Source organism: Sphingomonas sp. GlSt437 (assembly GCF_048015635.2).
GTDB lineage: Bacteria > Pseudomonadota > Alphaproteobacteria > Sphingomonadales > Sphingomonadaceae > Sphingomonas.
On sequence record NZ_JBPGYA010000002.1, the window covers coordinates 765,402 to 786,446 of the forward strand.

Consider the following 21,045-nt stretch of genomic DNA (forward strand, 5'->3'; position numbering starts at 1 on the left):
TCACGCCACTGCCTTCCGGAACGCATCGACCAGCGGCACGACTTCGGCGCGGGTCTTGAAGGCGGCGCGGTTGACGATCAGGCGGCTGGTCACCTCGGCGATGACTTCCACCTCGACCAGGCCATTTTCCTTGAGCGTCCGGCCCGACGAGACGAGATCGACGATGCGCGGGGCGAGGCCCAAGGTCGGCGCCAGCTCCATCGCGCCGTTGAGCTTGACGCATTCGGCCTGCACGCCGCGGGCGGCGAAGTACGCGCTGGTGATGTGGGGGTATTTGGTCGCGATGCGGACATGGCTCCACCCGCGCGGATCGTCACCGGCGGCCATATCGGCGGGCTCGGCGACCGAAATGCGGCAGCGGCCGATGCCAAGATCGACCGGCGCGTACAGCTCCGAATAATCGAATTCCATCAGCACGTCCGACCCGACAATGCCGATCTGCGCAGCGCCATGGGCGACGAAGGTGGCGACGTCGAAGGCGCGGACGCGAATCAGTTCGATGTCGGGCCGATTGGTGGTGAAGCGCAGCGCGCGGCTGTCTTCATCGGCGAACGCCGGCTCAGGCGCGATGCCGACCGCAGCCAAGAGCGGCAACGCTTCGGCCAGGATGCGGCCCTTGGGGACAGCGATGATGATCGGATCGGCCATGGGAGTGCGCGCTTTACTCAGGCGCCGCCACGGGCGCAACACGGGCGGATGACCGGCGCAAAATCCTCCCCCACCGGGGGAGGTGGCACGCGAAGCGTGACGGAGGGGGTGGAAACCCGAACGTGGCTCATCGCGTCCTACCCCCTCCGACGCCTTCGGCGCCACCTCCCCCTTGTGGGGGAGGATTAAAAGGAAAAGGAGCTACAGCGTGAGCGAAGACACGGTCCGCGGCGCGTTTTTGATCCAGCAGCATTATTGCGACAGCAATGCCGCGCCGATTTACGGCCGGATGTGCGCAGGCGTAGCGGCGGGGCTGACCCGCGACACGGCACTCGGCGCGCGCATTCTCGACTGGCCGGGCGAGCCGACCCGCGATGCGCTGCCGTTGCGGTTCTTCGGGGGGCTGCATGCGCTGGTGCAGGCCGGCAGGGATGCCGAGCTGGCGCGCGTCTATGCGGGCGCGGTGACCAACCTCGGCGAGATCGCGGCGATCATCAATGCGGTGCTTGCCCGGCATGGAGCCTTCCTGTCGCCCTGGCTTGATGGACCGCCCCAGACCAACGAGCCGGGCCGATCGGGCGCGCTGATCGTAGGGCTGATGGAGATCGCCCGCCGCCACGGCCCGAAGATCGAGCTGCTCGAAATCGGCTCGAGCGCAGGCCTCAACCTGCTGATCGACCGCTATCGCTTCGATCTGGGCGGCGCGGTGGTCGGACCCGACTCGCCCGTCACCATCCGCCCGGAATGGCGCGGGCCGGTGCCGGCGATCACGCCGATCGAGTTCGTCTCGGTGCGCGGCTGCGACATCGCGCCGATGGACGCGACCGACCCGGCGGTGGGCGCGCGGCTCGCCGCTTATGTCTGGCCCGAGACGCCCGAGCGGCTGGCGCGCGTGAAGCTGGCGATCGAGATGATGCGCGCTCAGGGCGTCGATCTGGTGCGCGCCGATGCGGCCGACTGGGTCGAAGCGCGGCTCGCCGAGCCGCAGCCGGCGGGCGTGACGCGGGTGCTGATGCACTCGGTTGTCTGGCAGTATCTCCCCGAGCCGACCGCCGAGCGCATCCGCACCGCGATGAAGGCGGCCGGCTCGCGCGCCACGGCGGATCGCCCGCTCGGCTGGGTGATGATGGAGCCCGACCGCGCGCTGGGCATGCAGGTCATCCGCGCGCGCAGCTGGCCGGGCGATGGCGACTGGCAGGTGATCGCCACCGCGCACGCGCACGGCACCTGGGTCGATACCAACGCCACACGCGAGGGATCTCCGCCGCCGATCGAGTTGCCGGGGGCAGCGGCGATCAAAGTCTTGTAAATCCTCCCCCACAGGGGGAGGGGGACCATGCGCAGCATGGTGGAGGGGGAAAGGTGGAGATCAGCGGACCAGCCAACACCATCAAACGCGCTAAGCAATTGCGGCGCATGATGTCATTGCCGGAAGTGCTGCTGTGGCGCGAGCTGCGCACGCGACCGAGCGGATTCAAGTTTCGCCGACAGCATCCGGCGGGGCCTTATGTGATCGATTTCTATTGCGACGCGGCTCGTCTCGCGATCGAGCTCGACGGCGAGGCGCATGAACGCGGCGATCAACCGCTACGCGACACGCGGCGGGATGTCTGGCTTGAAGCCGTAGGTGTTCAGACGTTGAGGATTCCGGCTCGCGATGTGATGGAAAATATGGATGCTGTCGTCCGGCTGATCGTTGCGGCGGCGGGATTGCGGCGCGGCCCCCACCACCAGCCTGCGGCTGGTCCCCCTCCCCCGGTGGGGGAGGATTAGGTTAGCCATTGCCCGATCGCTTCGTTAACCGCCTCCGGCACTTCCCATGTCACGAAATGGCCGGCATCGACCTTGACCAGCGTGAGATCGGGGACGAGCGCCTCGATGCCTTCGAGCTGGCTCGGCCTTAGCGCGGTGTCGGCCAGGCCCCAGATCATCAGCACGGGCATCTGCATCGGCGGGAAGGGGCGCGACAGGAAGGCGGGGCGCGGCGGGTCTTCGTCCATCGCCGGCACGATGATGCTGCTCGCGCGATACCAGTTGTACATGCCCGTCAGCGCGCCCGGCTGCGACCATTGGTCGATATAGACGGCGCGCTCGGCATTGAACTTGTCGCGATCGGCATGGCCGACAAAGGTTTTGTCGAAATAGGCCTCGATGCCGATCTCGGCGATGTGCGCCTCCAGCCCCGGGTTGCGGAACGCGGTGATATACTGGCTCGACGCGCGCTGATCGGGGTCGTCGAACAGCGTCCTCTGGAAGATATAGGGGTGCGGCGCGTTGAGGATGATCAGCTGCGCGACCCGATCAGGATGGTTGATCGCGGTCATCCACGCCGCCGCGCCGCCCCAGTCATGCCCGACCAACGTGAAGCGATCGATGCCGAAATGGTCGGCCAACGCCAGCACATCGGCGACGATATTGGCGGTCGCATAGGCCGCGACGCCCTCGGGCTTGGACGAGCGCGCATAGCCGCGCTGATCGGGCGCGAGAACGAAGTGGCTTTGCGCGAGGAAGGGGATCTGGTGCCGCCAGGTGCGGTGCGATTCGGGGAAGCCGTGGAGCAGGATGATCGGCGGGTTGGCGGGGTCACCCGCGACGACGACGTCGAGCTCGACACCGGTGGCAAGGGCGATGCGCTGCTGGGGGAAGGGATCTGTCATGGCGGTCAGCATCGCCCGTCCCGCCGCCGACTTCAAGCTAGCAATGGCTTGGCCGCGCGCCAGTCGATCCGTTCGATCCGGCCGATGAGCACGCCCCAGGCGATCACGCCGAGCACCGCGAAGCCCCCCGCCACGGCAAAGGCCGCCGGATAGCCGCCAGCATGATCGACCAGCCAGCCGGTCAGGATCGGGCCGATAATGCCCGAGGCATTACCGAGGAAATTCTGGAACCCAATCCAGGTGCCGGCGGCCTCTGGCCCCGCGATCGTCTGGCCGGTGGCGAACACGTTGCTGGCGCCGATGCCGTTGGCGATCCCCGCCAGCGCCAGCGCGCCGATCGCGACGCGCGGATCGCCCAGCACGATCAGCGCCATGCACAAAGCAACGAGCGCATTGCTGGTGACGAGCATCGTCTTGCGCGCGCGATTGGCGGTCCATCCCGTCTGCATCCAACGGTCGGCGAGCGACCCGGCGATCATCGCGGCAACGCCCTGGAGGAGGTAGATCACCCCGCCCAGCGACGCCATCTCAGCCAGCGTGAAGCCCTGCGTCTTGACGAGATAAAGCGGCAGCCACGACAGCATGAAATAGAAGCTGTAATTGGTGCAGAAATGGCCAAGCGCCGCCGCCCAGGCCTGGGGCCGCGCCAGCACCGCGCTGAGCGGCTGGCTCGCACCGGCGACGGCATGCGCGCGCGGGGCGCGGCGATCGAGCATAAGCCACGGCACCAGCCACAAGAGCGACACCGCGCCGAACAGCACGAAGCTCAAGCGCCAGCCCGACGCCGCCATCACCAGCCCGCCGACGAAAATACCGAAGGCCGGGCCAAACGACAGGCCGATCGCCGTCGCGCCATTGCCGCGCCCATAGAGTTCGGGCGGCAGATGATCGGCGAAGAGCTTGGAGCTTGCCGGGAAAGCGACGCTCTCGCCGATGCCGAGCAGCAGGCGCAGCGCGAGCAGCACGGCGAAGCTCTGCGCGAACGCGGTCGCGATGGTGGCGAGCGCCCAGATCGCCAGCCCGACCGCGATCACCCGATAAGCGCAGAAGCGCTGCGCCAGCCAGCCCGCGACGAGCTGCGCGGGCACATAGGTCCAGAAAAACGCCGAGACGAGAATACCGAAATCGGTGTTGGAGAGCTTGAGCTCGCCTTTGATCAGCGGCCCGGCGGTGGCGAGATTGCCGCGATCGACATAGTTGATGAAAATGAGCAGGCCGAGCAGGGCGATGACCGCGCGAACATGCCCCGCCATCGGCCGCGCTGGTGCAATCGTCGCCATCAACCCCTCCCCTCTGCGCCATGGCTTGCATTGGCGCGAGAGCCTGTCAATCAATCGCTCCGCGTGCGCACCACTTCGGGGATCGGGATGAATTCCTGATCGTCGCCGGGCACTTTGGGGAAGGCTTGCGCTTTCCAGTCTTCCTTGGCCTGGTTGATGCGCTCGCGGCTGGAGCTGACGAAATTCCACCAGACGTGACGCGGGGTGCTGAACGCCTCGCCCCCGCACAGCATGACGCGGCCGCCGCTTGCCGAGCGCAATGTCGCGGCGTGGCCGGGGGCGAGGATGTAGAGCGTCTGCGGTGCCATCTTCAGCCCGTCGATGCTCGCCTCGCCGAGCGCGAGATAGACGGCGCGCTCATCGGCGCCCGCGTCGATCGGCACGGCGCTTTCGGGGTCGAGCAGGATGTCGGCGTAGATGGTGTGCGCGTACGTCGTCGTCGGCGCCGACGCACCCCACAGCGCGCCCATGATAACGCGCGCTTTCGCGCCGCCGAAATCGAGCGTCGGCAAGGCATCGCGACCGACATGCTCGAACGCCGGATCGCGCTCCTCATCGGCCTCGGGCAGCGCGAGCCAGGTCTGGATACCCGACAGCTCGGGGCCGCGGCTGCGCTCCGACTGCGGCGAGCGTTCGGAATGGACGATGCCGTGCCCCGCCGTCATCAGATTGACCGCGCCGGGCTCGATCGTCGCGAGAGTGCCGAGCGAATCGCGATGGTCGATCGCTCCGGCGAAGAGATATGTCACGGTCGCCAGGTTGATATGCGGGTGCGGGCGGACATCGATGCCTTCCCCCGTCGGCAACCGCGCCGGGCCCATCTGGTCGAAGAAGATGAACGGCCCGACCATGGTGTGCGGCTTGGACGGCAGCGTGCGCGCGACCTTGAAGCCGCCGAGATCATGCGTGACGGGCGTGATGGCGCGCAGGATGAAATCGTCAGGCGGTTGGGTCACGGGGCAGCCTCCATCAGCGCATCGAGCATCGCGATGATGTCGCGCGGGTAGATCGTCTCGGGCCAGTCGGCGAGCTCGGCGCGGGTGAACCAGCGCCAGTCCTGCATCACCCGGCGCTCCAGCTCGGTATGACCGTGGGTGGCGATGTCGGTGGTCGGCGTGCGGATGAGGAAATAGCGCTCGTCGCCGATCACGGGCACGCCTTCCAGCGTGGTAAAGGCGACTTCGCGTCGCGCCACTTCCGGCCCGGGATCGAGCGACAGGCCGGTTTCTTCGAACAGCTCGCGCCGCGCTGCGTCTTCGAAACTCTCGCCCGGATCGACCGCGCCGCCGGCGGTGCACCAGAAGGGCGCGCGATCGTCAGGCGTGAAGCGGAACAGGAGCAGGCGCCCGGCCGAGTCGATCAACAGCAGCCGCGCGGCGGGGCGCGGCGCGCGGGGCGCGCGATCGGCCATTATGCCTCGCCGGGGGCCGTCGCGCGGATGGCGAGCGCGTGCAACGTGCCCGCCATCAGATCGCCAAGCGCCTGGTTGACCAGCCGCTGGCGATTGACGCGCGATTGCCCGGCGAAAGCCGCGCTCTCGATGACGACGGTAAAGTGCGATTCGCCTGATCCGTCATCGCCCATATGGCCGGCATGGTGCGCGCTGTCGTTGATCACCTCGAGCCGGGTGGGGCTCAGCGCGGCGGTGAGGCGCGCGGTAATCTCGGCGGCGACGGGGCCGATAGCAGAGGCGGTGGCAGTGTCCGGCATCGCGCCTATATAGCTGGTTTTTGGATTTCGGGGAGACCGCGTGGCGAGCGAGCATGCGAAGAAAGACCGGCCGGGCGCGCGGTTTCATGGCCGGGTGGCGGGCACTGGCCACCAATGCGCATGGCCAGGCTGCGACCAGCCGGGCGAATTCCGCGCGCCGCCGGCCGAAGGCGGGCTCGCGAGCGACCGGCCGCCGGAATACCAGTGGTTCTGCCTCGACCATGTCCGCGAATTCAACGCGCGCTACAACTTCTTCGCCGGCATGAGCGCCGACGAAATCGCTGCGGCGCAGCGCCCCTATGCCGGCTGGGAGCGCGAGACGCGCGCCTTTGCGAGCGCCGGTGCCGATCGCCCGCCGGTCTGGGCCGATTTCAGCGATCCCCTCGATGCGATCGGTACACGCTTTCGGGCGCGGGTGGCGGAAGAGCGCCTGCGCCGCGACGGCAAGCCGCTCTCCGACGCCGATCGCCGGTCGCTGAAGGTGCTGGGCCTCGACACTGACGCCGACCGCCGCGCGCTACGCTCGCGCTATTCGGAGCTGGTCCGCCAATATCACCCCGACCGAAACGGCGGCGACCGCAGCCACGAAGCGCGGCTGCGCGCGGTGATCGATGCGTATCAGGCGCTGCGGAAATCGCCGGCTTTTGCTTGAGGGGGCGAAGTAATTGCGGGATTGCTGTCCGCCCGGTTTTGGATCAAGCCGAAGAGGAGTCGAATAATCGGCTGCGATGGGATAGGAGTTCCGAATGATAGCCTTTGCCCTGATCGCGCTGCTGAGCGGCAATTTCCCACGCCAAGCCGAGCCAACAAGCGATCCAGCAAATTGGATCATGGCATCGGACATCCCTTCATCGGAATGGTCACGCGCGACGGTGACCAGCTACGATCTCACGCTGGATAGCGCCGGGAAGCCGATTGCTTGCACAATCACCAACCCCAGCGGATCTGATACTATTGATGGTGTCGTTTGCGCTTCGTTGATGAAAAGGGCCCACTACAGGCCAGCAAAGGATGCGGCAGGAAGTCCGGTACCGTCGGTCATACGGGATCATGTGCAATGGAGGCCGGACGCTTCCGGTTCGAATCAGTATCTTAGCGACAAGCCAGACATAATCATCTCAGACAATGCGGCATCGTCGAAAACACGTTTTGACCTCGTGAAGGTCGTCGAGATCATGAGTGTTTCGGGCGCGGTCGAAAGTTGCGCGGTATTCAAGTCGTCCAAAAATGAAAAATTGGACGGCGAAGCGTGCGCTGCGGTGTCACGGCCAGATATTTCCAAACCAATCCTTGACGTATCGAAAATGCCGACAAGAGGGGTGCGTGCCTTCAACGTTGGATTTATAGCCGGAGTTGATAACCAAATTCTGGTTCGCTGATCTGTCCACCCGCTTTTCGAGAGCGGCCTCATAACCACTTCTTGAGAACGGAGGCGGAGCGGCTGAACGTCGGCTTTTGGGACGAAACCGCCTCCCACCCTCAATCCCGATCCGGCGCCCCCAGCGGGAAAAACGCGCGGTACGGTCGCGCTTCGTCCACCACGCGCGCCACGCTCGGCCGGGCGAGCAGCCGCGCGCGATAGCTCTTCAGCACGCCATAGTCGCCCGGGATCGGCTCGACCCAGTCGGCGTAGAACAACGCCGGCGCCGCCGCGCAATCGGCGAGCGTGAAGGCGTCGCCGCAGGCCCAGTGCCGGCCGGCCAGCGCCTCGTCCAGCCAGGCATAGCTGCGGTGCAGCCCGTCGCGCGCGCGGGCGACGCCGTGGGGATCGCGATTGGCGTCTGCCGGGCGCAGCGCGTCGGCAACCGGCGCCTGCATCGGGGCCATCACATAATTGTCGAAGATGCGGTCCATCATCCGCACCTCGACCGCCAGCCGGGGATCGGCGGGGATCAGCCGCACCGGGCCGGGATGGATCGCATCGAGATACTCGACGATCGCGGTCGCCTCCATCACTTGGCGATCGCCATCGACGAGCAGCGGGAATTTGGCGATCGGCCAGCGGCGGTGGAATTCGGCGCTGGTTTCCGGCTGGTCGGGCCCGAGGCGGCGGAAGGTGAAGGGCGTGTCGTTCTCGTACAGCGCGATCAGCGCTTTCCAAGTGTAGGACGAGAAAGGGTGGCCGAACAGGTCCATTACCAAATACCTTGCTGCATGCGGCGCTGGCGATCGGCCTCGCGCGCGCTGGTGCTGGGGGTGGGGAACTCGCCGGTCGCCGGGATGGCGCCGCCGGGAGCATAAGTGGCGATGATCGTGCCCTTGTCGGTGACGCGATGGTCGGTCAGTTGCAGCGCGGCGGCAGGCGTGCCCTCGCCGAACAGCCGCTTGCCGTGCCCGATGGTGACGGGGAAGATCATCAGGATCAGCCGGTCGATCAGCCCAGCGGCGAGCAGCGGCGGGTAGAGCGTGCTCGACCCCTGGATGATGAGATCGGGGCCGGGGCTCGCCTTCAGCGCCGCCACATCCTCCACCTTGCGCAACCGATGGCTGTTCGCCCAGTCGAGCGGCGCGTCGCCGCGCGTCAGCACATGCTTGCCGGCGCGGGTAAAGGCCTCGCCCATCGCCACTGCCTCGCCTTCGACATAGGGCCAATAGGCGGCGAAGATATCGTAAGTGCGCCGACCGAGCAGCAGGTCATACTCGCCGGCGAACAACCCGCCGATCGTCTCGAAAATGCCGGGATCGCTGAACCGGAACAGCCAGCCGCCCTCGGTAAAGCCGCCGGTATAATCCTCGGTCGGCCCGCCGGGGGCCTGGATGACACCGTCGAGCGAGATGAACGCGGCGCCGGTGAGCTTACGCATGCGCCATGCTCACAACGCCCCGACCACGCCAAACGTCGCGCCCTGCGGATCCTGCGCAATGACGATATGCTGGCCGCCGGGGATTTCGTGCGGGCCGATCGTCACGGTGCCGCCTGCCGCGCCGATCTTGCCGACGGTTTCGGAGACGCTCGGCACATGCCAGTAGAACAGCCAGTGGCTCGGCACGTCGGGCTGCGTGACCGCGCCGCCGATGCGGGTGCCGTGGTGATCGATGAACGCGTAATCGCCCATCGGCATCGCCATCGTTTCGTTATTCTCATGCCCGAACAGCGCGCCGTAAAAGCCCAGCGCTGCCTTGTGATCGGCCGAGCTGAGCTCGTTCCACGCGACATGGCCGACGCGCTCGGGCGCGAACGCCGTGCTCGTCGCGTCGGGATCATTGGCGGGCGGGATCGGGCGCATGACGTAGAACAGCGCGCCGTGCGGATCGGTCACCATCGCGAAACGGCCGACGCCGGGAAAGTCGTGCGGTGGCAGGATGACGCCCCCGCCGCGCGTCTTCAGCTCGGCCACCGTCGCATCGACATCGTCGACGCCGATATAGCCGACCCAGGCCGGCCGCGCGCCCGCCGCCGCCATCTCGTCGGTGATCTTGAGCACGCCGCCGACCAGCCCGTCGGGCGCTACGAGCATGCGATACTCCATGTCGCCCGAAGGTTCGGGCTCGATCGAAAAGGGCATGACCTGATCGTAGAATGCCTTGGCGGCATCCTGATCGGGAGTCATCAGCTCGTACCAGATGAAGCTGCCATGCGGGTTGGCCATTAGTCCCCTCCTACCTGATGGATCACATCGAAACCGCCGAAAATCATGCGTTTGCCGTCGAACGGCGGCTTGGTGCCGGCCATGGCGGGGTTGCTTTCCAGCCGCTGCCACGCCGCGTCGCGCGTCGCCTTGTCGGGCCATTCGACCCAGGAGAAGACGATAGTCTCGTCTTCGGTTGCCGCTACCGCGCGATAGAAATCGGTTTGCTGGCCGTGCGGCACGTCCTGGCCCCAGCCCTCGATGATCCGCGTCGCGCCTTCGCTGACGAACAGCGCGTCCATCTGTCGGGCGAAAGCGAGATACGCGTCCTTGTCGGCGGTCTTCACCGCGATGACGATGCCATCGATATAGGCCATGGCTTATCCTTTGTTGAGCGGGCTGCCGATCGACCAGCGGAACCCATAGGGATCGACAAGCTGGCCGTAGCGATCGCCCCAGAACATATCGTCGGGCGGCATCGTCGCGGTGGCGCCGGCGGCGACGGCGCGGGCGTACCAGGCATCGGCATCGTCGACTTGCAAGTGCAGCGTCTGGCCGCGCGGCGGGCCGCTGTCCTGATCGGCAGGGCCGACATATTCGGGGAATTCGTCGTGCAGCATCAGCGAGGCGCCGTTGACGTGGAGATGCGCGTGCATCAGGCGCTTGCCATCCTCGGCGACCATCCGCGCCTGCTCGGTGGCGCCGAACGCCTTGATGTAGAAATCGATCGCTTCGCTCGCGCGCGCGTCGCCGATCTGCAAATGCGGCGTCAGGCCCGTGGTCGGGCCCTGCGGGTTATCGGTCATGTGCGCCTCTCCCAGTGACCGGCCGCCTCTGTCCCTCGCGACTCGGTCGACTGCTTATAGGCGCTTTCGGGCGTGCTGAAACGGGCGCGCGACAAACCGCTGCCGCGCGAAGACATCTCGACTTTCATCATCGCTAGGCGTTAGGGGTCGCCGCGCAAGAAAGGCCGATGACGATGAGCGATATTCCCAACACGCAGCCCAACAGCCGCGAGACGACGATCCTCGATTCCCCCGACCGCACCGTGAAGGTGCGCGAGGCGTTCGGCATCGATGTCGATTGGGAAGTGCCCGCGTTCAGCGAAGCGGACGAGCGCGTGCCCGATCTCGACCCGGCTTATGTGTTCGACGCCGACACGACGCTCGCCATCCTGGCAGGGTTCGCCCACAACCGCCGCGTCATGGTGCAGGGCTATCACGGCACCGGCAAATCGAGCCATATCGAGCAAGTCGCGGCGCGGCTGAAATGGCCGTGCATCCGCATCAATCTGGACGCGCATATCAGCCGCATCGACTTGATCGGCCGCGACGCGATCGTGCTGCGCGATGGCCAGCAGGTGACGGAATTCCGCGAAGGCCTGCTGCCCTGGGCGCTGCAGACGCCGACCGCTTTGGTGTTCGACGAATATGATGCGGGCCGGCCCGACGTGATGTTCGTCATCCAGCGCGTGCTGGAGACGGAGGGCAAGCTGACGCTGCTCGACCAGAACCGGGTGATCCGCCCCAACCCGTGGTTCCGCTTGTTCGCGACCGCCAATACCGTCGGCCTTGGTGACACCAGCGGGCTCTACCACGGCACCCAGCAGATCAATCAGGGCCAGATGGATCGCTGGTCGATTGTCGTCGGCCTCAATTATCTGCCCGCCGCAGTCGAGGCGCAGATCGTGCTCGCCAAGTCGGGCGAGTATGATTCGCCGGGCGGCAAGGAGACGGTCGACAATATGGTGCGCGTGGCGGACCTGACCCGGCGCGGCTTCATCAATGGCGATATCTCGACGGTGATGAGCCCGCGCACCGTGATCACCTGGGCGGAGAACGCGATGATCTTCAAGGACGTCGGCTTCGCGTTCCGGCTCTCGTTCCTCAACAAATGCGACGAGGCGGAACGCGCGCTGGTGGCGGAATATTATCAGCGCGTGTTCGGCAAGGATTTGCCTGAGAGCGTGGCGAAAGGGTGAGCCTGGGCCCGCGCCGAGATCGCTCGTCATGACCATCATCGGCTTGCTGCGGTGGATTGTGCGGCATCCGCTCAATCGCGCGCGCAAGGCCGATGCGGTGATGCGCTTTGTGCGCTGGCAGTTGGCAAGCCGCCTGATCGCGCAACCGATCGCGCTCCCATTCGTCGGCGAGACGCGGCTGCTCGTGTCGCGCGGCATGACGGGTGCCACCGGCAACTGGTATTGCGGGCTGCATGAGGATGCCGAGATGGGCTTCGTGCTCCACGCACTGCGCCCGGCCGATCTGTTCGCCGATATCGGCGCGAATGTCGGCAGCTACACCGTGCTTGCCGCCGGCGCGGTGGGCGCATCGGTGATCGCGGCCGAGCCGGTGCCGGCGACTTATGCGCGGCTGCAGGCCAACATCCGCTTGAATGACCTTAGCAGCCGGGTCGATGCGCAATGCTGCGGGGTTTCCGATTGTGAAGGAGCGCTGCTGTTCACCGCCGACCTCGACACGATGAACCGCATTGCCCTGCCCGACGAGCAACGCCCGACGATCAGCGTGCCGGTTGTGCCGCTCGACGCGTTATGCGGGGCGCGGCGGCCGGCGATCGTGAAAATCGATGTCGAGGGGCATGAGGCGGCGGTGCTCGATGGCGGAACCACCGTGCTCCAGTCCGCCGACTGCCTGGCGGTGCTGATGGAAACCAACGGATCGGGCGAGAAATTCGGCGTCAGCGACGATCAATTGCTGGCGCGCATAGTCGCGTTCGGTTTCCAGCCCTGTATTTACGACGCGGTGCATCGCCGGCTATCGAGAGTGGAGCGCGGCGGCGCCAACACGATCTTCGTGCGCGACGTCGAGCAGATGGCGGCCCGATGCGCCGCCGCCCCGCGGTACCAGCTAGTGAACGGCTCGATCTGACCATGGCCACCGATACTCCCCTCGATCGCTTCAAAGCCGTGCTTGGCGGCACCGCGCGCGCGCTGGCGGACGAGCCGGAGATTGAGCTGGCCTATACCGCTGACGCGCCGGTGCAGTCGGGCAAGCACATCAAGGTGCCGATGCCCGCACGCACGCTGCCCGCCGATCAGGTGGCGGAGGCGCGGGGGTTCGCCGATGGCTTTGCGCTGCGGTTGAAGCACCATAACCAGGCGATGCACCTGAAGGCGGCGCCGCACGAAGCGGTGGCACGCGCGGTGTTCGACGCGGCGGAGACGGCGCGAGTCGAGGCGCTGGGATCGCGCGGATACCAAGGGATCAGCGATAATCTCGGCCACGCGCTCGAGATGCGGCTGAAGTCCGATCCGATCAGCCGCGCGCGCGCCGCCGATGAAGTGCCGCTCTCCACGGCGGTCGCGCTGATGGTGCGCGAGCGGCTGACCGGGCTCGCCGCCCCGGAAGGCGCGCGGGAGGGGCTCGATCTCGTCCGCGAGTGGATCGAGGACAAGGCGGGCGCCGATCTCGATGCGCTTGGCTTGGTCATCGACGATCAGCAGGCGTTCGCCAAGCTTGCCGCCAAGCTGCTCGAGGATCTCGACCTCGTCGAGGGCGATCAGCTGCCCGACGAATCCGACGAGGGCGGCAGCGACGACGAAGGCACCGACGAAGACAGCCAGGACGAGGGCGAGGAAAGCGACGAGGCCGGCGAGCAGGGCCAGGGCGAAGTCGAGGCGCGCGGCGAGCAGCGCGACAGCGACGATGCCGAGGGCGAAGGCCAGGAGCGCGGCGAGGAAAGCTTCGACGATGCCGATGGCGAGCCCGGCGACGAGGGAGACGAAGGCATGCTGCCCGTCCGCCCCAACCGGCCGCTCGCCGACCTGACGCCGCAGTTCGATTACAAGGCGTTCACCACCCAGTTCGACGAAGTCGTCGCCGCGACCGAGCTGTGCGATGCCGAGGAGCTGGCGCGGCTGCGTGCCTATCTCGACCAGCAGCTCATCCATTTGCAGGGCGCCGTCACCAAGCTCGCCAATCGGCTGCAGCGGCGGCTGATGGCGCAGCAGAACCGCAGCTGGGATTTCGACCAGGATGAGGGGCTGCTCGACGCGGCGCGGCTGGCGCGCGTCGTGATCAACCCGATGCAGTCGCTCAGTTACAAGATCGAGCGCGACACCGAGTTCAAGGACACGGTGGTCACGCTGCTGATCGACAATTCGGGCTCAATGCGCGGGCGGCCGATTTCGATCGCGGCGATCAGCGCTGACATATTGGCGCGCACGCTGGAGCGGTGCGGGGTGAAGACCGAAATCCTCGGCTTCACCACCCGCGCCTGGAAAGGCGGGCAAGCACGCGAGGCGTGGCTGGCGGCGGGGCGCCCGCCCCAGCCCGGCCGCCTCAACGACGTCCGCCATATCATCTACAAACAGGCCGACGAGCCGTGGCGCCGCGCCAAGCCCTCGCTCGGCTTGATGATGCGCGAAGGGCTGCTCAAGGAGAATATCGACGGCGAGGCGCTGCTCTGGGCGCACAACCGGCTGATCGGGCGTGGCGAGGACCGCAAGATATTGATGGTGATCTCGGACGGCGCGCCGGTCGATGATTCGACGCTATCGGTCAACTCGGGCAGCTATCTGGAGCGCCATCTGCGCCAGGTGATCGGCTGGATCGAAAGCCGCTCGCCGGTCGAACTGATCGCAATCGGCATCGGCCATGACGTAACGCGCTATTACAGCCGGGCGGTAACGATCATGGACGCCGAACAACTGGGCGGCACGCTGATCGAACAGCTTGCGGCGCTGTTCGATGTGGGGCGGTGAGAGGCTTAGTGGAAAATCGTGTAATCACGGCGTCGCGTTCAAAGTCCTTATTGTTGCTGGTTACCAGCCTGGCGTTTGTGATCAGCAGCGCCTTTGTGGTGCGCTCCTCGCGAGAGCCAGCCTACCTGATCCTGTGGCTCACAATTGCTTTCTTTGCCCTCTGCGGACTGGTCGCGCTTGCAACGCTGATTAGACCGCACCGGCTGACGCTCGACAGCGCGGGATTTACCGTCAGCGGCGGACTAATGATCAGGCCCTATAGAATTGGCTGGGCCGCAGTTGATCGGTTTGTCGTTTATTCCTTGCCGCGCGGTGGCAAAATGGTCGGATGGCATCTGCGTCACAAAGCGGATGGCGGTGGGCTGAGGGCGCTAGCAGAGCAGCTGACGGGGGTTGACGGTGCGCTTCCCAAAGGATGGCCCGGAACGCCGGAGACGCTCGCCGCCGAGCTTAATGCCTATCGAACCGCCGCCGTCGGCGGCACGATGCTCTTTGAGCATTAACCCGCCCCCCGACGGCTTCGTGGGGCCAGTAAAGCGGTCGATCACGATTGCCGGGCATGAGACGTCGATCACGCTGGAGCCGTTGTTCTGGTCAGCGCTGGAGGCGGCGGCGCGGGGGCATGACTTGCCGCTCAACGCGCTCGTGGCGGAAATCGATGCGCTGCGCATCACCGCGCCGGCCCCGCCTAATCTGGCAAGCGCGCTCAGAAGCTGGGTGCTCGCCGAGGTGCAGGCGCGCGGCGACTAGCCGACCTTGCGGCTGCTCCAGTCCTGCAGGCCGCGGCGCGCATCCTGGACGAAGCGCGACTGGCGGACGCCGTAGAGGAACGCCTCGCCCACCAGCTTGCCAAGCCAGCGCACCGGGCGGCGGAACTGGATGAGCAGCACGATCCGCACTTCGTCGGTGTCGTTCACCACTTCGTGATTATAGCAATCGTCGAACACAAAGGCCTTGCCTTCCTGCCACTCGGTCCATTGATCGACGACGCGCATCCGGCAATTGGCGCTGTCGCGCGGCACCTGGATGCCGAGATGCGAAACGAGAATCGCGCGGGTGACCCCGGTGTGCGCCGGGATGCGGGTGTGCGGCACCAGCACCGAGAACAACGCGGTGTTGAGGCCGGGCACTTTGCTCACCAGCGCGGCGGTCTTGGGGCAGGCCGCGCAATTTTCGGGCACGCTATAGCCATAGCCATAGAGGAAGAATGACCGCCACCGGCCGGCCGGCGCGATGCGGCGATGGTCAGGCGAAATCTCGGCGAGCGGCGGAATGGCGGACAAATCGCCGAGCACGCTGTAGGCCTCGTCACGGATCGTTTCCCAATTGGCTTCCAGCTCGGCGATCCAGGGGAAATCGGCATTGTTGAAGAATAGCGGCGTGCCGAGCTTCGACGATTTGGCGATGATGGTGTTGATACGCGGCTGTGCCCATTTGCCGAATTTGAGCAGCAGGCTGTTCTTGGGCATCAGCGCCTTGCTCGGCGGCGGCGCGTCCGCTGGCACGATGGCGGCATCGTCGACGGTGAGCCGGGGCGGCGTGCTAATCTCGGTCATCCAATCGTCCGCTTGGGAGTAGAAGCTTGTCGCCCCCGCGTTATCGCGCGGGCGAACGCGATGCCAGCGCGATTTAGCGCGCGACCAACGCCTGATCGCGCAAACCGCGCCAAACGCGGACAGCCTGCACGGTTTCGGCGACATCATGCACGCGAAGGATCTGCGCGCCCTGCTCGACGCCCTTGAGCGCGAGCGTGATCGAACCGCCGAGCCGCTCCGCCGGCGGGGCCTCATTGGCGAGCGCGCCGATCATCCGCTTGCGGCTGGCGCCGAGCATGATCGGGCAGCCCAGGCCGTGGAGCATCGCCAGGCCGTTGATGAGGGTGAGATTGTCCTGAATGCCCTTGCCGAAGCCGATACCGGGATCGACGATGATCTTCGCCCGGTCGATGCCGGCGGCGACCACGGCCGCAATCCGCGCTTCGAGCCAATCGAACACCTCAGTGAGGACGTTCGTGTAGCCGTTGCCGCCGTGCGGGCCCCTGGCGGGATCGGGCGAGTGCATCAGCACGACCGGGCAGCGGGCTTTGGCGACGACTTCCAGCGCGCGATCATCCCAGAGCAGCGCCGACACGTCGTTGACGATCGCAGCGCCGGCGGCAAGCGCGGCTTCCATCACCGCGGCCTTGCGGGTGTCGATCGAGACGAGCGCGCCGGCGGCGTTGAGCGCCGCGCAGACGGGCTGAATCCGGGCGATCTCGTCGCCTTCCCAGGTCGGCGCGGCGCCGGGGCGCGTCGACTCGCCGCCGAGATCGACCAGCGCGGCGCCGGCGATCGTCATGTCGACCCCGGCGGCGGTGGCGGCTTGCGGATCGTCGTGGAGCTGGCCACCGTCCGAGAAACTGTCGGGTGTCACGTTGAGGATGCCGGCGATCTGCGGCTGATCGAAGCGGAGTGTGCGCGCGCCGAGGGTTAGCGGCGGGCGCGGCGCGGTGATGCGGGCGTGGAGTTGCGCGGCGCGTTCTTCGCTGGCGCCGAGCGTGCGCTCGAACTCGGCAATGGGGACGACGCGACGCTCGCTCCCCTCGATCACTTCATACGCCGCGAACCATTGCAGCCCGCCGGCAAGCCGCGCGACCTCGCCATCGCGACCGACCGGGCTATCGACGAACTGGGTGGGGCGGAGGTGCAGAGGGGTCATTCAGTCCTCAACCGTCATGCCGGACTTGTTCCGGCATCCACGGCGCAGCAGTAACTGCCATATCTTTGCGGCGAGGTGGACCCCGGCACGAGGCCGGGGTGACGGTTTGTGATCAAGGCATCGTCGCCAGCAGATAGGTCTGCCGTAGCGCGTCGATCGGCTTCAGCCCATCCGCATCCTCATAATGCCAGAAGGTCCAGCCATTGCACGCCGGCGCGCCTTGCAGCACCGCGCCGAGCTTGTGGATCGAGCCCGTTTCGCCGCTCACGCTTTCCAGGCTACCATCGGCGCGTACGAGCGCGCGGTGGCGGCGCTTGGCGTCGGTAAGCACGCGGCCGGGGCGGAGATAATCATTCTCGACCAATGTGCCGAAGGCGACGCGCGGTGCCGCCTTGGGGCTCTGCATCGTGCGTACGGCGGATTCGTCGAGCGGCAGCGCGGCGGCGATGCGCGCTTCGGCTGCTTCGATATAGACGTCCTCGCGTTCGATGCCGATCCAGCGCCGGCCGAGCCTTTTGGCGACGGCGCCGGTGGTGCCGGTGCCGAAAAACGGATCGAGCACTACGTCGCCCGGCTGGGTGCAGGCGAGCAGGATGCGGTAGATCAGAGCTTCGGGCTTTTGCGTCGGGTGGACCTTGGCGCCGTCCTTCTTCAGCCGTTCCTGGCCGCCGCAGATCGGGAATTCCCAGTCGCTGCGCATCTGCAGCTCATCGTTCAGCGTCTTCATGCTGCGATAATTGAAGGTGTATTTGGCCTTCTCGCCCATCGCTGCCCAGATCAGCGTTTCATGCGCGTTGGTGAAGCGCGTGCCCTTGAAATTGGGCATCGGGTTGGCCTTCACCCAGACGATGTCGTTCAGGATCCAGAAGCCGAGATCCTGCACCGCCGAGCCGACCTTGAAGATGTTGTGATAGCTGCCGATCACCCAGAGCGTGCCATCGGGCTTCAGCACGCGGCGCGCTTCGGCGAGCCAGGCGCGGGTGAAGCGATCATAAGCGGCGAGGCTGTCGAACTTGTCCCAATCATCGGTCACCGCGTCGACCGCGCTGCCGTCGGGCCGGTGGAGATCGCCGCCGAGCTGGAGATTGTACGGCGGATCGGCGAAGATCATGTCGACCGATTTCGCCGGCAGCGCGCGCATCGCCGCGATGCAGTCTCCGCGCAAAATGGTGTCGAGCGGCAGCGGCGCGGGTGGCGCGGCGGCACGATCGGCAGCGGCGCCGGCCTTGCGGACTTTCTCGATAACCCCCACCAACCGCCCCCATTCGATCGTTGCGCTATGGATCAGCGCGAAAGCACGGACTCCCGTCAAGCAGGGAATGGTTAACGAAAAGCCTTGCTAAGCCGTTAACACATCAGAACATTTAGGCATTCATCCACATCTTGAGTCGCAAACTTATCCACAGCCGCCATTAGTTGGGGTGTGGCGCGAAAGACTCGCTTTTTCGCCAATCAGCGCCAATCACCGACAGACAGCGGCAACGGGCGCAAAACTGCGGCGATGGTGGGGGCTCGGGCCATGTTGTCGCAGCGCGGCCAGGTGCTGAGCGCTGCCATAGCCCTTGTTCGACGCCCAGCCATAATGCGGGTGATCGGCGTGTGCGGCGAGCATCAGCGTGTCGCGGTGGTGTTTGGCGACGATGCTCGCCGCCGCGATCGACAGGCTGAGCGCGTCGCCGCCGATAATCGCGCGCGCGGGATAGGGCCAGCGCGGGCAGCGATTGCCGTCGACGAGCACCATCGCCGGGGGCGTGCCGATCGCCGCTGCCAGCGCATCGACCGCGCGGTGCATGGCGAGCATCGTCGCCCACAGGATGTTGAGCCGGTCGATCTCCTCGACGCTGGCGATGCCGATGCCGACATGCGCGCACCCCATCAGCGCATCGTGGAGGCGCGCGCGGCGAGCGGCGGTGAGCGCCTTCGAATCGTCGATCCCCTCGGGCACCGCGCCGCGATCGAGCAGCACCGCGGCGGCGACCACCGGCCCGGCGAGCGGGCCACGGCCGGCCTCGTCCACGCCCACCACCGGCGCGGGGTGCTGCGCTTCATGCGCGAAGTCAGGCATCGGCGCCCGGCAGCCGCCAGGGCGGATAGCGGCGGTTTTCGTCGGCCTGGTAGAGGCAGAGGGGGTTGCCGGCGGGATCGCGCAGCCGGGCCTCGCGCCACAGCCAGCTCTGGTCGGTGGGCAGGCTGTCGAACGCAATCCCTGCGGCGCGCAGCCGGGCGACCTCGGCATCCAAATCCTCGCATTCGAAGTAGAGGGTGGCCGGGCCATGATCGCGCTCGATCGACAGCGTCGCGCCGCCGGGCGCCTCGAAGCGGGCATAATGGCCGTCCTCGGTCGAGACGATTTCGGTGAGGCCGAGCGTGCGGTAGAAAGCAGCGGAGGCGGCGTAATCGGCCATCGGCAGCGTTGCCTGGTTGAAGCGCATTTCGCTGCCGAGATCGAGCCGGACCGATTGCTGCCCCATCGGCCCATGCCCCGCGCCCAGCCCCGGCGCATCGCGCAGCGCCAGCCGGACGAATTGGCGCGCGCGGGCGATAGCAGTGGGTAGCGGCTTGCCGCGCGCGAGATAGGTCGCGATCGCGCTCGCCAATGTGCAGCCGGTGCCGTGGGTATGGCGCGTGGCGATGCGCTCACTTTCCCAGCGGCGCCCCTCGCCCGAGCCATCGACCAGCCGATCGACAAGGCGATCGCCCTCGCCATGCCCGCCTTTGACCAGCAGCGCCGTGCCATGCGCCAACACCGCCGCCTCGCCGCCGAGCGCGGCCAGCTCGGGCAGGTTGGGCGTGGTGACGGTGGCGATCGCCATCAGCCGGGCGAACGCGGCGATGGTGTCTGCGTCCGCCAGCGCCGCGCCGCTGGTCGCGACCATGACGGGGTCGAAAACGATGGGGATGGCCGCTGCCGTTGAACCACCGCTTCCCCGGCGCAGGCCGGGGTCCAATTGCCCGGCGCTCGATGCTGGGCCCCGGCCTTCGTCGGGGAAGCGAGAAGCGAGAGATAACTCCTCCAGCACATCCGCCACCGCATGCGCCGTCTCGGCCGAGCCCAACATGCCGATCTTGACCGCATCGACGCCGATGTCGCTCCATACCGATCTGATCTGCGCGACCACCATCTCGGCAGGCACCGGCATCACCGCCTGCACGCCAACCGTATTCTGCGCGGTGATCGCGGTGACCGCCGTCATCGCATGGCCGCCGAGCATCGTGACGGTCTTGATATCGGCCTGCAGCCCCGCGCCGCCGCCCGAATCCGAGCCGGCGATGATCAGGATGCGTGGCGTCGTCATCGCGGCACCATTCCGGCGCCGAAGTTGACGAAGTTTACACTACGTACCGCATGGTTTGCCCACCCCCGCCGACAAAGCCCGCCGCGAACTTGGCGGCGCAGCGGCGCGGGCAGCGATATCGGCCAGGGATGGCGCATCCCGCCAGTATCGCACGGCCTTGACGGGTAGGACAGCACGACCCAGCCCCTAGCCCTTGAACTTGCGCTCGGTGCTCGCCGGGTATTTCTTGAGCCAGGCGCCAACGCGCGTCGGCCGGTCGAGCAGCTCGCCGCCGCAATTGGGGCAGCGCTCATCGAGCGCGTCGGCGCAATCCGCGCAGAAGGTGCATTCGAGCGAGCAGATGAACGCGCCGGGATCATCGGCGGGCAGGTCGGTGCCGCAGCGTTCGCAATCGGGGCGCATCTCGAGCATGGCGGCGGTTTAGGGCGCGCGAGCCGATAGCGGAAGGGGCGTTTTGGTGCACCC

26 protein-coding genes are annotated in these 21,045 nt (G+C 66.6%); 9 read left to right on the forward strand and 17 right to left on the reverse strand.

Going from position 1 to position 21,045, the window contains the following annotated elements:
• On the reverse strand, window positions 1-648 hold the full coding sequence (gene hisG, locus ACLB0R_RS13175) for an ATP phosphoribosyltransferase (protein WP_416643247.1): 648 nt from the start codon (window positions 646-648) through the stop codon (window positions 1-3).
• 208 nt (window positions 649-856) lie between these two features.
• Between hisG and ACLB0R_RS13180 the strand changes: the two genes are divergently transcribed.
• Together ACLB0R_RS13180 and ACLB0R_RS13185 are read left to right on the forward strand one after the other, a co-directional pair.
• Window positions 857-1,957 (forward strand): DUF2332 domain-containing protein, encoded by a 1,101-nt coding sequence (locus ACLB0R_RS13180; RefSeq protein WP_416643246.1) that lies wholly within the window; start codon window positions 857-859, stop codon window positions 1,955-1,957.
• A gap of 107 nt (window positions 1,958-2,064) precedes the next feature.
• Window positions 2,065-2,421 (forward strand): endonuclease domain-containing protein, encoded by a 357-nt coding sequence (locus tag ACLB0R_RS13185; protein ID WP_416643245.1) that lies wholly within the window; start codon window positions 2,065-2,067, stop codon window positions 2,419-2,421.
• Here the strand turns inward: ACLB0R_RS13185 and ACLB0R_RS13190 are convergent.
• From ACLB0R_RS13190 to ACLB0R_RS13210, 5 genes are read right to left on the reverse strand one after another with little or no spacing between them, the layout of a single operon-like run.
• Window positions 2,418-3,305 carry an alpha/beta fold hydrolase gene (locus tag ACLB0R_RS13190; RefSeq protein ID WP_416643244.1) on the reverse strand — a complete coding sequence of 296 codons (888 nt, stop codon included), beginning with the start codon at window positions 3,303-3,305 and terminating at the stop codon, window positions 2,418-2,420. The two genes, ACLB0R_RS13185 and ACLB0R_RS13190, sit on opposite strands and share 4 nt — an antisense overlap.
• 32 nt (window positions 3,306-3,337) lie before the next feature.
• A complete protein-coding gene (locus tag ACLB0R_RS13195; protein ID WP_416643243.1) occupies window positions 3,338-4,585 on the reverse strand; it encodes an MFS transporter in 1,248 nt (415 codons plus the stop codon).
• Between the two features lie 50 nt (window positions 4,586-4,635).
• Window positions 4,636-5,541 (reverse strand): pirin family protein, encoded by a 906-nt coding sequence (locus ACLB0R_RS13200; RefSeq protein WP_416643242.1) that lies wholly within the window; start codon window positions 5,539-5,541, stop codon window positions 4,636-4,638.
• Window positions 5,538-5,996: an NUDIX hydrolase gene (locus ACLB0R_RS13205; RefSeq protein WP_416643241.1), complete on the reverse strand. Its 459-nt coding sequence runs from the start codon at window positions 5,994-5,996 to the stop codon at window positions 5,538-5,540. The genes ACLB0R_RS13200 and ACLB0R_RS13205 overlap by 4 nt, the downstream gene beginning before the upstream one ends.
• Window positions 5,996-6,295, reverse strand: a complete 300-nt coding sequence (locus ACLB0R_RS13210) for a BolA family protein (protein ID WP_416643240.1) — start codon at window positions 6,293-6,295, stop codon at window positions 5,996-5,998. The genes ACLB0R_RS13205 and ACLB0R_RS13210 overlap by 1 nt, the downstream gene beginning before the upstream one ends.
• Window positions 6,296-6,335: 40 nt before the next feature.
• On the opposite strand from ACLB0R_RS13210, the gene ACLB0R_RS13215 reads away from it, so the two are divergent.
• On the forward strand, window positions 6,336-6,947 hold the full coding sequence (locus tag ACLB0R_RS13215; protein ID WP_416643239.1) for a J domain-containing protein: 612 nt from the start codon (window positions 6,336-6,338) through the stop codon (window positions 6,945-6,947).
• A gap of 94 nt (window positions 6,948-7,041) precedes the next feature.
• Window positions 7,042-7,674 carry a hypothetical protein gene (locus ACLB0R_RS13220; RefSeq protein WP_416643238.1) on the forward strand — a complete coding sequence of 211 codons (633 nt, stop codon included), beginning with the start codon at window positions 7,042-7,044 and terminating at the stop codon, window positions 7,672-7,674.
• Between the two features lie 100 nt (window positions 7,675-7,774).
• On the opposite strand, the gene ACLB0R_RS13225 is transcribed toward ACLB0R_RS13220, so the two are convergent.
• Genes ACLB0R_RS13225 through ACLB0R_RS13245 form a run of 5 tightly spaced genes read right to left on the reverse strand, consistent with a single transcriptional unit; the run spans window position 7,775 to window position 10,670 of the window.
• On the reverse strand, window positions 7,775-8,431 hold the full coding sequence (locus ACLB0R_RS13225; RefSeq protein ID WP_416643237.1) for a glutathione S-transferase family protein: 657 nt from the start codon (window positions 8,429-8,431) through the stop codon (window positions 7,775-7,777).
• Window positions 8,431-9,099, reverse strand: a complete 669-nt coding sequence (locus ACLB0R_RS13230; protein WP_416643236.1) for a dihydrofolate reductase family protein — start codon at window positions 9,097-9,099, stop codon at window positions 8,431-8,433. The genes ACLB0R_RS13225 and ACLB0R_RS13230 overlap by 1 nt, the downstream gene beginning before the upstream one ends.
• Window positions 9,100-9,108: 9 nt before the next feature.
• Window positions 9,109-9,885 carry a VOC family protein gene (locus ACLB0R_RS13235; RefSeq protein WP_416643235.1) on the reverse strand — a complete coding sequence of 259 codons (777 nt, stop codon included), beginning with the start codon at window positions 9,883-9,885 and terminating at the stop codon, window positions 9,109-9,111.
• A complete protein-coding gene (locus tag ACLB0R_RS13240; protein WP_416643234.1) occupies window positions 9,885-10,241 on the reverse strand; it encodes a DUF1428 domain-containing protein in 357 nt (118 codons plus the stop codon). Before ACLB0R_RS13240 ends, ACLB0R_RS13235 begins: the two co-directional genes overlap by 1 nt.
• A 3-nt stretch (window positions 10,242-10,244) precedes the next feature.
• On the reverse strand, window positions 10,245-10,670 hold the full coding sequence (locus ACLB0R_RS13245) for a VOC family protein (protein ID WP_416643233.1): 426 nt from the start codon (window positions 10,668-10,670) through the stop codon (window positions 10,245-10,247).
• 173 nt (window positions 10,671-10,843) lie between these two features.
• Between ACLB0R_RS13245 and cobS the strand changes: the two genes are divergently transcribed.
• Genes cobS through ACLB0R_RS13270 form a run of 5 tightly spaced genes read left to right on the forward strand, consistent with a single transcriptional unit; the run spans window position 10,844 to window position 15,337 of the window.
• Window positions 10,844-11,845, forward strand: coding sequence for a cobaltochelatase subunit CobS (cobS, locus tag ACLB0R_RS13250; protein ID WP_416643940.1), 1,002 nt, complete (start codon window positions 10,844-10,846; stop codon window positions 11,843-11,845).
• A 28-nt stretch (window positions 11,846-11,873) separates the two neighbouring features.
• Entirely contained in the window at window positions 11,874-12,752 is an 879-nt protein-coding gene (locus ACLB0R_RS13255; protein WP_416643232.1) for an FkbM family methyltransferase, read from the forward strand.
• A 2-nt stretch (window positions 12,753-12,754) separates the two neighbouring features.
• Entirely contained in the window at window positions 12,755-14,587 is a 1,833-nt protein-coding gene (gene cobT, locus ACLB0R_RS13260) for a cobaltochelatase subunit CobT (RefSeq protein ID WP_416643939.1), read from the forward strand.
• An 8-nt stretch (window positions 14,588-14,595) separates the two neighbouring features.
• Window positions 14,596-15,090, forward strand: a complete 495-nt coding sequence (locus ACLB0R_RS13265; protein WP_416643231.1) for a hypothetical protein — start codon at window positions 14,596-14,598, stop codon at window positions 15,088-15,090.
• Complete coding sequence (locus ACLB0R_RS13270) at window positions 15,041-15,337, forward strand: ribbon-helix-helix domain-containing protein (RefSeq protein WP_416643230.1); 297 nt, start codon at window positions 15,041-15,043, stop codon at window positions 15,335-15,337. Before ACLB0R_RS13265 ends, ACLB0R_RS13270 begins: the two co-directional genes overlap by 50 nt.
• Here the strand turns inward: ACLB0R_RS13270 and ACLB0R_RS13275 are convergent.
• The 6 genes from ACLB0R_RS13275 to ACLB0R_RS13300 all read right to left on the reverse strand — a co-directional run bounded on the left by ACLB0R_RS13275 (window position 15,334) and on the right by ACLB0R_RS13300 (window position 20,991).
• Complete coding sequence (locus tag ACLB0R_RS13275; RefSeq protein WP_416643229.1) at window positions 15,334-16,143, reverse strand: aspartyl/asparaginyl beta-hydroxylase domain-containing protein; 810 nt, start codon at window positions 16,141-16,143, stop codon at window positions 15,334-15,336. The two genes, ACLB0R_RS13270 and ACLB0R_RS13275, sit on opposite strands and share 4 nt — an antisense overlap.
• A gap of 73 nt (window positions 16,144-16,216) precedes the next feature.
• Window positions 16,217-17,284 (reverse strand): dihydropteroate synthase, encoded by a 1,068-nt coding sequence (gene folP, locus ACLB0R_RS13280; protein ID WP_416643228.1) that lies wholly within the window; start codon window positions 17,282-17,284, stop codon window positions 16,217-16,219.
• A gap of 112 nt (window positions 17,285-17,396) precedes the next feature.
• On the reverse strand, window positions 17,397-18,536 hold the full coding sequence (locus tag ACLB0R_RS13285) for a site-specific DNA-methyltransferase (RefSeq protein WP_416643938.1): 1,140 nt from the start codon (window positions 18,534-18,536) through the stop codon (window positions 17,397-17,399).
• A 210-nt stretch (window positions 18,537-18,746) separates the two neighbouring features.
• The gene (locus ACLB0R_RS13290; protein ID WP_416643227.1) at window positions 18,747-19,349 is read right to left on the reverse strand and encodes a ribonuclease HII; all 603 of its coding nucleotides are present in this window, start codon (window positions 19,347-19,349) and stop codon (window positions 18,747-18,749) included.
• Complete coding sequence (locus ACLB0R_RS13295; RefSeq protein ID WP_416643226.1) at window positions 19,342-20,580, reverse strand: bifunctional hydroxymethylpyrimidine kinase/phosphomethylpyrimidine kinase; 1,239 nt, start codon at window positions 20,578-20,580, stop codon at window positions 19,342-19,344. Before ACLB0R_RS13295 ends, ACLB0R_RS13290 begins: the two co-directional genes overlap by 8 nt.
• Window positions 20,581-20,766: 186 nt before the next feature.
• Window positions 20,767-20,991 carry a DUF1272 domain-containing protein gene (locus tag ACLB0R_RS13300; protein WP_416643225.1) on the reverse strand — a complete coding sequence of 75 codons (225 nt, stop codon included), beginning with the start codon at window positions 20,989-20,991 and terminating at the stop codon, window positions 20,767-20,769.
• Window positions 20,992-21,045: the final 54 nt, after the last annotated feature.

Excerpts from the sequence above, each read along its gene's own strand:
- ACLB0R_RS13275 (WP_416643229.1), bottom strand. The coding sequence starts at position 16,143 with ATGACCGAGATTAGCACGCCGCCCCGGCTCACCGTCGACGATGCCGCC.
- ACLB0R_RS13270 (WP_416643230.1), top strand. The coding sequence starts at position 15,041 with ATGCCTATCGAACCGCCGCCGTCGGCGGCACGATGCTCTTTGAGCATT.
- ACLB0R_RS13210 (WP_416643240.1), bottom strand. The coding sequence starts at position 6,295 with ATGCCGGACACTGCCACCGCCTCTGCTATCGGCCCCGTCGCCGCCGAG.
- cobT (WP_416643939.1), top strand. The coding sequence starts at position 12,755 with ATGGCCACCGATACTCCCCTCGATCGCTTCAAAGCCGTGCTTGGCGGC.
- ACLB0R_RS13255 (WP_416643232.1), top strand. The coding sequence starts at position 11,874 with ATGACCATCATCGGCTTGCTGCGGTGGATTGTGCGGCATCCGCTCAAT.
- ACLB0R_RS13225 (WP_416643237.1), bottom strand. The coding sequence starts at position 8,431 with ATGGACCTGTTCGGCCACCCTTTCTCGTCCTACACTTGGAAAGCGCTG.
- ACLB0R_RS13240 (WP_416643234.1), bottom strand. The coding sequence starts at position 10,241 with ATGGCCTATATCGATGGCATCGTCATCGCGGTGAAGACCGCCGACAAG.
- ACLB0R_RS13205 (WP_416643241.1), bottom strand. The coding sequence starts at position 5,996 with ATGGCCGATCGCGCGCCCCGCGCGCCGCGCCCCGCCGCGCGGCTGCTG.
- ACLB0R_RS13195 (WP_416643243.1), bottom strand. The coding sequence starts at position 4,585 with ATGGCGACGATTGCACCAGCGCGGCCGATGGCGGGGCATGTTCGCGCG.
- cobS (WP_416643940.1), top strand. The coding sequence starts at position 10,844 with ATGAGCGATATTCCCAACACGCAGCCCAACAGCCGCGAGACGACGATC.
- ACLB0R_RS13230 (WP_416643236.1), bottom strand. The coding sequence starts at position 9,099 with ATGCGTAAGCTCACCGGCGCCGCGTTCATCTCGCTCGACGGTGTCATC.
- folP (WP_416643228.1), bottom strand. The coding sequence starts at position 17,284 with ATGACCCCTCTGCACCTCCGCCCCACCCAGTTCGTCGATAGCCCGGTC.
- ACLB0R_RS13235 (WP_416643235.1), bottom strand. The coding sequence starts at position 9,885 with ATGGCCAACCCGCATGGCAGCTTCATCTGGTACGAGCTGATGACTCCC.
- ACLB0R_RS13295 (WP_416643226.1), bottom strand. The coding sequence starts at position 20,580 with ATGACGACGCCACGCATCCTGATCATCGCCGGCTCGGATTCGGGCGGC.
- ACLB0R_RS13220 (WP_416643238.1), top strand. The coding sequence starts at position 7,042 with ATGATAGCCTTTGCCCTGATCGCGCTGCTGAGCGGCAATTTCCCACGC.
- ACLB0R_RS13245 (WP_416643233.1), bottom strand. The coding sequence starts at position 10,670 with ATGACCGATAACCCGCAGGGCCCGACCACGGGCCTGACGCCGCATTTG.
- ACLB0R_RS13190 (WP_416643244.1), bottom strand. The coding sequence starts at position 3,305 with ATGACAGATCCCTTCCCCCAGCAGCGCATCGCCCTTGCCACCGGTGTC.
- ACLB0R_RS13290 (WP_416643227.1), bottom strand. The coding sequence starts at position 19,349 with ATGCCTGACTTCGCGCATGAAGCGCAGCACCCCGCGCCGGTGGTGGGC.
- ACLB0R_RS13300 (WP_416643225.1), bottom strand. The coding sequence starts at position 20,991 with ATGCTCGAGATGCGCCCCGATTGCGAACGCTGCGGCACCGACCTGCCC.
- hisG (WP_416643247.1), bottom strand. The coding sequence starts at position 648 with ATGGCCGATCCGATCATCATCGCTGTCCCCAAGGGCCGCATCCTGGCC.
- ACLB0R_RS13185 (WP_416643245.1), top strand. The coding sequence starts at position 2,065 with ATGATGTCATTGCCGGAAGTGCTGCTGTGGCGCGAGCTGCGCACGCGA.